Below are 10,794 nucleotides of genomic sequence, written 5' to 3'. Positions count from 1 at the left end.
GTGCGGAGCGAAGCGGGAGCGGAACTGACGGCGGCGCAGCAGAGCCTGTGGTTCGGGCACGAGTTGGACGCCAGCGGGCTGCGGTACGTCGTGGGCCAGTACTTCCACATCCGGGGCCCGGTGGACGCCGACCTGTTCGAACGGGCGCTGCGGATCGAGGTCGCCGGCAGCGAGACGATGCGCGTGCGGTTCGTCAAGACCGAGGACGGGGCCCGTCAGGTCGTCGAGCCGGAGCCCCGGTGGGCGCTGCGCCGGCTCGACGTGTCGGACGCCGGGGAACCGATGGAGACCGCCGTGCGGTACTGCGAGGCGCAGTACGAGCGGCCCTTCGACCTGACGGCGGCGCCGCTGTTCGAGCACACCCTGATCAGGGTCTCCGACGCCGATCACGTGTGGTGCGCCCGCTTCCACCACCTGCTGTGCGACGGCGCCGGCTTCGACACGTTCATCCGGCGGGTGGCGCGCAGCTACACCGCGCTCCGCGCGGGTGAGCCCGTCGACGGCGGCGTCTACGACCGGATGGAGACCCTGCTCGCCGACGACGCCCGCTACCGGGCCTCGACGCGGCGGCACGACGACGCCGCCTACTGGGCGGAGCGCGTCGCCGACCTGGACGACGTGCCGGTCCTCGCGCAGGGGCCGGTGCCGCCGGGCGCCACCGGCCACGTGCGGCGCTCGGGCCACCTGCCGCCCGAGCAGTGGGCGCGGCTGCGGGAGCGGGCCGCCGCGTGGGGGGTGCAGTGGCCAGCCGTGGTGTGCGCCGCCACCGCCGTCCTGTTGCACGCCGACAGCGGGCGGCGGGACGTCGTCCTCGGCCTGTCGGTCCCCGCCCGGGTCGGGAAGGCGGCGCGCGGGGCGCTCGGCTCGGTCTCCAACGTGCTGCCGCTGCGGCTGGTCGTCGACCCCGCACGTCCGTTCGCCGAGTTGGCCCGGGACGCGAGCACGGGGATCACGGCCGTGCTGCGGCACCAGCGGTACCGGCTGGAGGACGTGCTGCGGGACGCCGCGGCCCTGGACGGCGGGCGGCGTATCGTCGGCCCGACGGTCAATGTGATGTCGATGGCCACGGACGTGGAGTTCGCCGGTCATCCGGTGACCGTCCACGAGGGCTCGCCCGGGCGGCCCGACGAACTCGCCGTCGGCGCGTACGACAACGGCGAGCCGGCGCTCAGGCTCGACGTCGACGCCTCCGCGGCCCGTTACTCCGAGGGCGACGTCACCGCCCACCACGCCCGGTTGCTCACCGCGCTGTCCGCTGTCGCCGACGCCCCCGACGCTCTCCCGGTGGGCCGGCTCGCCCTCGCTCCGGTCGACGGGCCGGCGCGCCCCGCCCGCGCCGCCGCACCGCCCACGGGCTCCCTGGTGGACCTGTTCGAACGGCAGGTCGACGTCCGCGGCGCGCGGACCGCCGTCGTCCACGGCGGTGCGTCGCTGACGTACCGCCAGCTCGACGACCGGGCGGAGGAAGTGGCCCGCGCGGTCGCCGGGTGCGGGGTGGCGCCCGGTCAGTTCGTGGCCGTGGCGCTGCCCCGCTCGCTCGACCTGGTCGCGGCGATCCTCGGCGTGCTCAAGGCGGGTGCGGCGTATGTGCCGCTGAATCCGTCGTACCCGGCCGAGCGGCTGCGCGCGACCCTCGCCGACGCGGCGCCCGCCCTGCTGATCACCGACGGGGATGCCGCGCCGCCGGACGCGCCGGTGCCCGTGCTGCGCCTTCGCGACGGGCGGTCCGTGCCCGGCGCGGTCGACCGGCCGGCGCACCGCCCGCGCCCTGCTGACGCCGCGTACACCATCTTCACCTCGGGCTCCACCGGCCGCCCCAAGGGCGTCGTGGTCACCCATGCGAACGTGGTGCGGCTGCTGACGTCGACCGCCGGTTCCTTCGGTTTCGGGGCGGACGACGTGTGGACCCTGTTCCACTCCACGGCGTTCGACTTCTCCGTCTGGGAGCTGTGGGGCGCGCTGCTGCACGGGGGGCGGCTGGTCGTCGTCGACGAGGACACGGCCCGTTCCCCGGACGAGTTCCTGGACCTCCTCGTCGAGCAGGGCGTCACGGTCCTCAACCAGACGCCGTCGGCGTTCACGGAGCTGGTGGAGGCCGATGCGCGGCGCCCGGCGGTGAGCGCCCGGCTGCGGCTGCGGTACGTCGTCTTCGGCGGGGAGGCGCTGGAGCCGTGGCGGCTGGTCGACTGGTACGCGCGGCACCCCGACTCGGCGCCCCGGCTGGTGAACATGTACGGCATCACGGAGACGACCGTCCACGTCACCGAACGCCGGCTCGACGCCGACGCCGCCGCGGCGGGCGCGGGCAGCCTCATCGGGACCCCGCTGCCCGACCTGCGCGTCCACGTGCTCGACGCGGCGCTGCGGCCGGTTGCGCCCGGTCTGCCCGGGGAGATGTACGTGTGCGGCCCCGGGCTCGCCCGCGGCTATCACGACCGGCCCGGGTTGACGGCGCAGCGCTTCGTCGCCGCCCCCGCCGGCGCACCCGGCGAGCGGATGTACCGCAGCGGTGACCTGGCGCGGCGGCGCGGGGACGGCGGTCTCGAATACCTGGGGCGCGCCGACCGCCAGGTGAAGGTCCGTGGCTTCCGCATCGAGTTGGGCGAGGTGGAGGCCGTCCTCAGCGGGCTGCCCGGGATCGCCGCCGCCGCGGCGCTGGTGGTCGAAGATCAGCCGGGCGATCGGCGGCTCGTCGGCTACGTCGTGCCCGACGGCGCCACAGATCACGCAGACGGCGCGCACGGCGCGCCAGGGGCGCTGGATGCGCGGGAGATCCGCGACGCGGTCGCCGCCTTGCTGCCCGCCCACATGGTGCCCTCGGTGGTGCACGTCGTCGACGCCCTGCCGCTGACCGCGAACGGGAAGCTGGACCAGCGGCGGCTGCGCGCCCTCGCCCCGGGCCGGTCCGCGGCGCCCGTCGCGGTGGCGGACGGCGCGACCGCGACCGTGCGCCGGCTGTTCGCCGAGGTGCTGGGCAGCGAAGCGTTCGACGTCGACGACAGCTTCTTCGCCCTTGGCGGGGACTCGCTGCTGGCCAACCGGCTCGCGCTGCGCATCGCCGCCGCTTCGGGCGCGGCAGTCTCGGTGCGCGACGTGTTCGCCCGGCCGACCGTGGCGGGCCTCGCCGAGCTGGTCCGGGACCCCGGGCACGGGGCGGCGGACGGGGCCGGCCCGATGCTCGCCGGGGACCGCCCGGCGCACGTGCCCGCGTCGTACGCCCAGCGCCGACTGTGGTTCCTGCACCGGATGGAGGGCCGGGCCGCCACCTATCTGATCCCGCTCGCCGTGCGGCTCGACGGCCCCCTGGACGTGGCGGCGCTGCACGCCGCGTGCGAGGACGTCCAGGAGCGGCACGAGAGCCTGCGCACCGTCTTCCCCGACACCGGCGACGAGCCGAGCCAGTTGGTGCTGGAACGGCCGGACACGCCGTTCGCGGTGCGCGACGTGTCCGCCGCGGAGCTCGATGCCGCGCTGCGCACGGAGGCCGCCCGGGGCTTCGACCTCACGGCCGAAGTGCCCTGGCACATCACCCTGTTCGGCACCGGGCCCCACCGGCACGTCCTGCTCGTCGTCCTGCACCACATCGCCGCCGACGAACATTCGCTGCACCCCCTGCTGCGGGACCTGTCGGCCGCGTACGCCGCCAGGTCTCGGGGCCCGGGCGGGCCCTCGGTCCCCTGGCCCCCGCTGCCGGTGCAGTACGCCGACTACGCCGTGTGGGAGCGCCGGCGCCTCGGCGACGCGGACCGGCCGGACAGCAGGCTCGCCGTCGAACTGGCCCACTGGAAGCAGGCGTTGGACGGGCTGCCGGAGGTGCTGCGGCTGCCCCGGGACCGCGATCCGGCGCCCGCCCCGGCGCACCGCGGCGGCGCCGTGGAGTTCGCTTGGGAACCGGCGTCGGGGCGGCGCGTGCGCGCCCTGGCGGCAGCGCGCGGCGCCACGGCGTTCATGGTGCTGCACGCCGCGGTCGCCTGTGTGCTGAGCCGGCTGGGCGCGGGCACGGACGTGCCCGTCGGGACGGTCACCGCGGGCCGCGACGGCGCCGGTCTCGACGACCTCGTCGGCTTCTTCGCCGAGACGGTGGTGTTGCGCACCGACCTGTCGGGCGGCCCGGGCTTCGCCGAGGTGGTCGACCGGGCGCGCCGCACTGACCTGGTCGCCTTCGCCCACCAGGTGCCCTTCGACCGGGTCGTCGACGCCGTGGGCCCGCCCCGGGTGCTCGGCCGGCACCCGCTGTTCCAGGTGGCTGTCGCGCTCCACGCCGGGCAGGCGCCGGTGGTCTCCCTGCCCGGGGTGCGGGCGGCGCCGCTCGCGCTCGACCGGTCGATGGCCAAGTTCGACCTGCTCTTCGAGTTCACCGAGAACGCGGCCGGCGGCTTCGACGGCGTGCTGGAGTACGACGCGGACGCGTTCGAGCACCGGACGGCCGAGCTCGTCGTACGGGTGCTCGGGCGGCTGCTCGAAGCGGTCCTCCACGACCCCGCGGCGCCGTTCGACTCCCTCCCCGTGCTGACCGACGAGGAACGGGCCGCCCTGCGCACGCCCGTGCCGCCCCCGGCGGCCGTCGCACGGACCGCCGTCGAACCCGCACCCGTACCCGTACCCGCGCCTGCCGAGGAGCTGTTGGCGTCCCTCTTCGGCTCGCTCCTCGGGGTCGACCGCGTCGATCCCGACGAGGAGTTCTTCCGGCTCGGCGGCGACTCCATCCTCGCGATCCGGCTGGTGAACCGCGCCAGGGCGGCGGGGCTGTCGATCCGGCCCCGCGACGTCTTCCAGTGGCAGACCCCGCGGGCGCTGGCGCGGGCCGCCGCGAACGCGCCCCTGCCGGCGGGGCCCGGGGAGCCGGCGGAGGCCGTCGGCCCCTTCCCCCGTACGCCGATCATGCACTGGCTCGCCGCGTTCGGCACCCCCGCTGACTCCTTCGCCCAGTCCGTCCTGTGCCCGCTGCCGCCCGGGGCCACCGAAGCGACGTTGGTCACGGCGCTCCAGGCGCTGTTGGACCGGCACGACGCGCTCCGCATGGCCGCGGCCGGCGACGGCTCGCTCCGGATCCGGCCGCCCGGCACGGTCCGGGCCGCGCCGTGCCTGACGCGGGTACCCACCGACGATCCGCAGGCCGAGGCGGAGCGGCAGCGAGAGGAGGCCCGCCGCGAACTGTCCGCCCGCGACGGCGTCCTGCTGCGCGCCGTGTGGCTCAAGGACACCGGCCCGGCCGGCGGCGGGCTGCTGTTGCTCCTCGTCCACCACCTGGCGGTGGACGCGGTGTCCTGGCGGATCCTCCTGCCGGACCTGGCGGCGGCCCACGCCGCGGCGCTCGCCGGCCGGCCGGCCGAACTGCCGCCCGTCGCCACCCCGTTCCGGACCTGGGCCCACCGGCTCGCGCAGGCCGCCCCGTCCGCGGCGGAGGTCGCTTGGTGGCGCGAGCAGCACACGGCGACGCACGTCGGTCGCCGGCCGGTTGACCCCGCACTGGACACCGTCGCCACCACGTCCACGGTCCGCTTCCACCTCGGAGAGCAGATCACCGGGGCGCTGCTGACCTCCGTCCCCCGCCGCTTCCACGCCAACGTGCCGGAGGTCCTCCTCGCCGCGCTCTCCGTGGCGCTGCACCGCTGGTCGGGCAAGGCCGCAGGCCGGCCCCTCCTCGTCGACGTCGAGGGCCACGGCCGCGACCTCGACCTGGCGGAGGTCGCCGACCTCGACGTCTCGCGCACCGTGGGCTGGTTCACCGTCATCCACCCGCTGCCGCTCGACGCCCGCGTCCGGGACTGGGACGCGATGGCGGCCCGCGGCACCGGCCTGGACGCGGTGGCCAAGCGGGTCAAGGAGCGGCTGCGCGGCGTTCCGCACCGGGGCGTGGGGCACGGCCTGCTGCGCTACGGCTCCGATCCCGAGGTCCGCGCCGAACTGGCCGCCGCCCCGGCGATCGGCTTCAACTACCTGGGTCGCTTCGACACCGACGACGTCCCCGGTGTCGACGGCAGCGCGTGGGAGCCGCTGCCGGGGTCGCTGCGAGGCGAGGCCGACCCTGCCATGCCCGTGGCGCACGCCTTGGAGATCGACGCGTTCGTAGCGCCCGGCGAGGGCGGGCCGCGCCTCGAATTCGTCTGCACGTGGCCGGCCGGGGTCCTCGACGGGCCCGAGGTCGAAGCCCTCGCCGACGCGTGGCGCACGGTGCTGTCGGCGTACGCCGCACACCACACCGACGCCGAAGGCGCCCTCCACACGCCGTCGGACTTCCCCCTCGTCGACGTCGCGCAGGCACAACTCGACCGGCTGGAGGCCGAGTCGGGCCCCCTGGCCGACGTGCTCCCCGCCACACCGCTCCAGTCGGGGCTGCTGTACCACTCCGACGCCGGAGGAGGTCCCGACCCCTACGTCGTACAGCTCGTCCTCGACCTGGCCGGGGACGTCGACCACGGGCGGCTGCGGGCCGCCGCCGCGTCCTTGCTCCGGCGCCACCCGCACCTCGGCGGCGCCTTCGCCCTCGCCGGGCCCGCCGGTCCGCTGTGCGTGGTGCCGCAGGACGTCGAGCTGCCGTGGCGGACCGTGGACCCGGCGTCCGGTCCGCTGACCGAGGAGGAGCTACGGGACGAGCTGGCGCAGGACCGCGGCCCGTTCTCGCCGCACCGGCCGCCGCTGCTGCGCTTCACGCTGGCCCGGACCGGCGCACGGCGCTGGTCCCTGGCCTTCACCCATCACCACGCCCTGCTCGACGGGTGGTCCGTGCCGATCCTGCTGCGTGAGCTGTTCGCCCTGTACCGCGGGGCGCAGCTACCGCCTGCGCCGCCCTACCGACGCCACCTGGCGTGGTTGGCGGCCCAGGACGCGGACCGGGCGCAGGAGGCGTGGCGCCGGGAGCTGTCCGACGTGGAGCCCACGCGACTGGGCGGCGCGCGGCAGGACGCCCCCGTCGAGCCGGCCGCGCCTCGCACCTTCACCCTGCCCGGGGAGACCGCAGCCGCGCTCGCCGAGCGTGCGGCGTGCCGCGGGCTGACCGTCAACACGCTGGTGCAGACGGCGTGGGCGCTGGTGCTGGGCCATCTCACCGGCCGGGACGACGTGGTCTTCGGCGTCACCGTGGCCGGCCGGCCCGCGGGGCTCGACGGCGCCGAGGACATGGTCGGACTGCTGATCAACACCGTGCCGGTACGGGTCGAACTGACCCCGGGCGCCGATGTCCAGGAGCTGGCCGCCACCGTCCAGGCCGCCCGGGTCCGGCTGCTCGACCACGACCACCTGGGGCTGGCCGCGATCGAGGCGACGCTCGGCGCCGGCGAACTCTTCGACACCCTCCTCGTCTTCGAGAACTATCCCCTGGACTCGGAGGACTTCACCGGTCCGGGCGCCGGGCTGCGGGTGGCGGGCGTGGACGTGCACGACGCCACCCACTACCCCCTCGCCCTCGCGGTGCTGCCCCGCGCCGGCCGGCTCGACTTCCGCTTCTACTTCCAGCCGGGTCGGCTGGAGCGCTTGGGTTCCGTCGAGGACCTGTGGCGGCTGGTCGCCGACGCCTGCCGGACGGTCGCGGACCACGGCGACCGGCCCGTGGGCTCGGTCGACCTGCTCGGGGAGCGGCGCCGCGGCGAGTTGTCGGGCCGGGGCCGCGGGGCGGTCGTGCCCGTGCCGTACCGCTCGCTCGGCGAGGCGTTCGAGGCGACGGTCCACGCCGCCCCCGACCGACCCGCGCTGTGGGCGGCCGGCCGGCTGATCGGGTACGGGCAGCTCAACGCCCGCGTCAATCGGCTGGCGCACCACCTGCGCCACCGCGGCACGGGCCCCGGGACTCCGGTCGGGCTGCGTCTTGAGCGCTCCGTCGAAGTCGCCGTCGCCTTCCTCGCCCTCGCCAAGCTCGGCGCCGTCGCCGTCCCGCTGCGTGCGGACCTGCCGCCACCGGCGCGTGCGGCGCTGCTGCGCGACGCCGGCGCCGACCTGGTCCTCAACTCGCTCACCGAGGTGGAGGAGCAGGCGGCAGGCGAGCCGGCGACCGACCCCGGCGGCAGCGTCCCGCCGAACGCGCCCGTCTGTCTGATGTTCACCTCCGGCTCCACCGGCGCGGCCAAGGGCGTCACCGTCACCCACGGCAACGTGCTGACGCGCGTCCACGACCGCGCGTTCGCCGGCGCCGAGCACGAGCGGGTCCTCTTCCACTCCTCCCACGCCTGGGACCCGGTGGTGTACGAGCTGTGGATGCCGCTGCTCACCGGCCGGTTGGCGGTTCTCGCGCCACCCGGGGACCTCGATCTGGACGACTACGCCACCACCGTGGCGGCGGGCCGGGTCACCGCGGCCTGGTTCACCGCCGGCCTGTTCGAGCTGATCTCGGAGGAGGCGCCGGGCGTCCTTGTCGACCTGCGGCAGGTCTCCACCGGAGGGGACGTCGTCGCGCCGTCCGCGGTCCGCCGGGCCCGGCGGGCCAACCCCGGGCTGCGGATCGTCAATTACTACGGCCCGGTCGAGACGACCACCTTCGCGACGGGCCACCCGATCCCCGAAGGGCCCGTCGCGGACGCCCCGCTCCCCGTGGGTCGGCCCATCGACAACACGTCCGTGGTGCTGCTCGACGCCGCGCTGCGGCCCGTGGCGCCCGGCGTACCCGGGGAGGTACACATCTCCGGGTCCGGGCTGACGGCCGGCTACCACCGGGCCCCGGCGCTCACCGCGCAGCGGTACGTCGCCGATCCCTGCGGCGCCCCGGGGGCCCGGCTGTACCGCACCGGTGACCTGGCACAGTGGGACGCCGACGGCCGGCTGCACTTCCTTGGCCGGGCCGACCGGCAGTTGAAGGTCAACGGGTTCCGCATCGAGCCGGGGGCCGTCGAGGCGGCGCTCTGCCGTGCGCCCGAGGTCGCAGCGGCGGCCGTGGCCGCGCACGCGGCGGGCACCGGGAAGACCCTCACCGCGTACGTCGTGCTGCGCGCCCCCGTGGACCCGGCGCAGCTGCGCGCCCGGCTCGCCGACCAGCTGCCCGGCCATCTGGTGCCCACCGCCGTCGTCACGCTCGACGCGCTGCCCCTGACCGCCCACGGGAAGGTCGACACGGCCGCCCTGCCCGCGCCTGCCGCCACCGGCCCCGCGGGCGGACACGCCCCGCGCACGCCCCGGCAGCAGGCCGTGGCCGCCCTGTTCGCCGAGGCCCTGGGGCTCGACTCGGTCGACGTCGACGGCGACTTCACCGCCCTCGGCGGCAACTCGCTCGCCGCCGTGAAGCTGGTGGGCCGGCTGCGCAGCGAACTCGGCGCCCGGGTGCACGTGCGCGACCTCTTCGAGGCGCGCACCGTCACCGCCCTGGAGCGTCGACTCGCCGCCCGGGCGAACGCCCCGACCGCCGCGCCCGGCGCACCTGCGGCGTTCCCCGAAGCCGCCGCGGCGGGCCCGCGCCCGGCGCGAGCCCCGCTCTCCCCCGGTCAAGAACGCCTGTGGACGGTCCACTACTTGGCTGACGACCGGCCGGACAACCTCACCACCGCGGCGCTCGAGCTGTCGGGCCGGCTGGACACGGCGGCGCTGCGCGCGGCGCTTGAGGACGTCGTGGAGCGCCACGAGGTCCTGCGGACCGTCTATCCGCACACCGACCGGGGCACCGTGCAGCAGATCCTGCCGCCCCGGTCCGCGCCGCTCGACCTGATGGGCGTGGAGGTGGCCCCGGCCGGGCTGGAGGCCGCCATCGGGGCCGAGCTGCGCATCCGCTTCGACCTGGTGGGCCGGCCGCCGCTGCGGGTGCGGCTGCTGCGCACGGCCCCCGATCGGCACGTGCTGCTGCTGGCCCTCCACCACATCGCCGTCGACGGGGAGTCCCTCGCCCCGCTGCTGCGGGACTTCGCCACCGCCTACGGCAGCAGGCTGGCGGGGGCGCCGCCCGAGTGGCCAGCGCCGGCCCCGCAGTACGCCGACTACGCCCGGTGGCTGCGCGACCGGACGGGCGAGGAGGCCGACGCCGACAGCCCGGCCGCCGCCCAGGCCCGGTACTGGCGCACGGCGACCGGTGGGCTGCCCGACGAGTTGCCGCTGCCCCTGGACCGGCCCCGGGCCGCGAAGGTCGAGGGGCGCACCGCGACACTGGCGTTCGACGTGGACGCGGCGACCCACCGGCAGCTCCATCGGATCGCCCGCGACTGCGCGGCCAGTACGTACGCCGTGTGGCACGCGGCCCTGGTCGCCGCGCTCGTCCGGCTCGGCGCCGGGGACGACGTGCCGGTCGGCGTGGCCGTCAGCGGCCGTGACGCGGCGGGCCTGGACGACCTGGTGGGGTGTGCCGTGCACACGGTGGTCCTGCGCACCGACACCTCCGCCCGGCCGACCCGTCGCGAACTCGTCGCCCAGGTCCGGGACCGGCTGTTCGCCGCACACGACCACAAGGAGTTCTCCTTCGACCGGCTCGTGGAGCTGGTCAATCCGCCGCGCTCCCCGCACCGGCACCCGCTGTTCCAGGTCGCCGTCACCCACACCGCCGTCAGCGGCACCGAGACGCCCCGGCTGCCGGGGCTCACGGTCCGGCTGCGGCCGGCCCCGGTGCCGCACTCCGACTTCGACCTGTTGTTCCACCTGTCGGAGCACCCGGCGCTCGGCGGCATCAGCGGCACCCTGACGTACGCCGCCGAGCTGTTCGACCGCGGAACGGCGCAGCGCGTGAGCGACGAGGTGTCCCGCGCCCTGGCGGCGCTGGCGGACGGGTTGGACGAGGTCGTGCCGGGACCGTCCTGAGCCGGTCATTCGTCCGGGTGGTTGTGGTGGGCGCGCGGGGTGAACCGACGGGCGGTGGGGAGGTGAAGTGCCGACGGGGGTCACTGACTT

The 10,794-nt window shown here is 76.2% G+C and carries 1 protein-coding gene; it reads left to right on the top strand.

The genetic code is table 11. From position 1 onward, the window contains the following. On the top strand, window positions 1-10,704 hold the full coding sequence (locus ABZ842_RS29380; protein ID WP_361543237.1) for an amino acid adenylation domain-containing protein: 10,704 nt from the start codon (window positions 1-3) through the stop codon (window positions 10,702-10,704). Window positions 10,705-10,794: the final 90 nt, after the last annotated feature.

It is taken from the genome of Streptomyces sp. NPDC047315, from assembly GCF_040643215.1.
In the GTDB taxonomy this organism is placed as follows: domain Bacteria; phylum Actinomycetota; class Actinomycetes; order Streptomycetales; family Streptomycetaceae; genus Streptomyces.
This window is presented reverse-complemented; position numbering and strand designations above follow the sequence as displayed.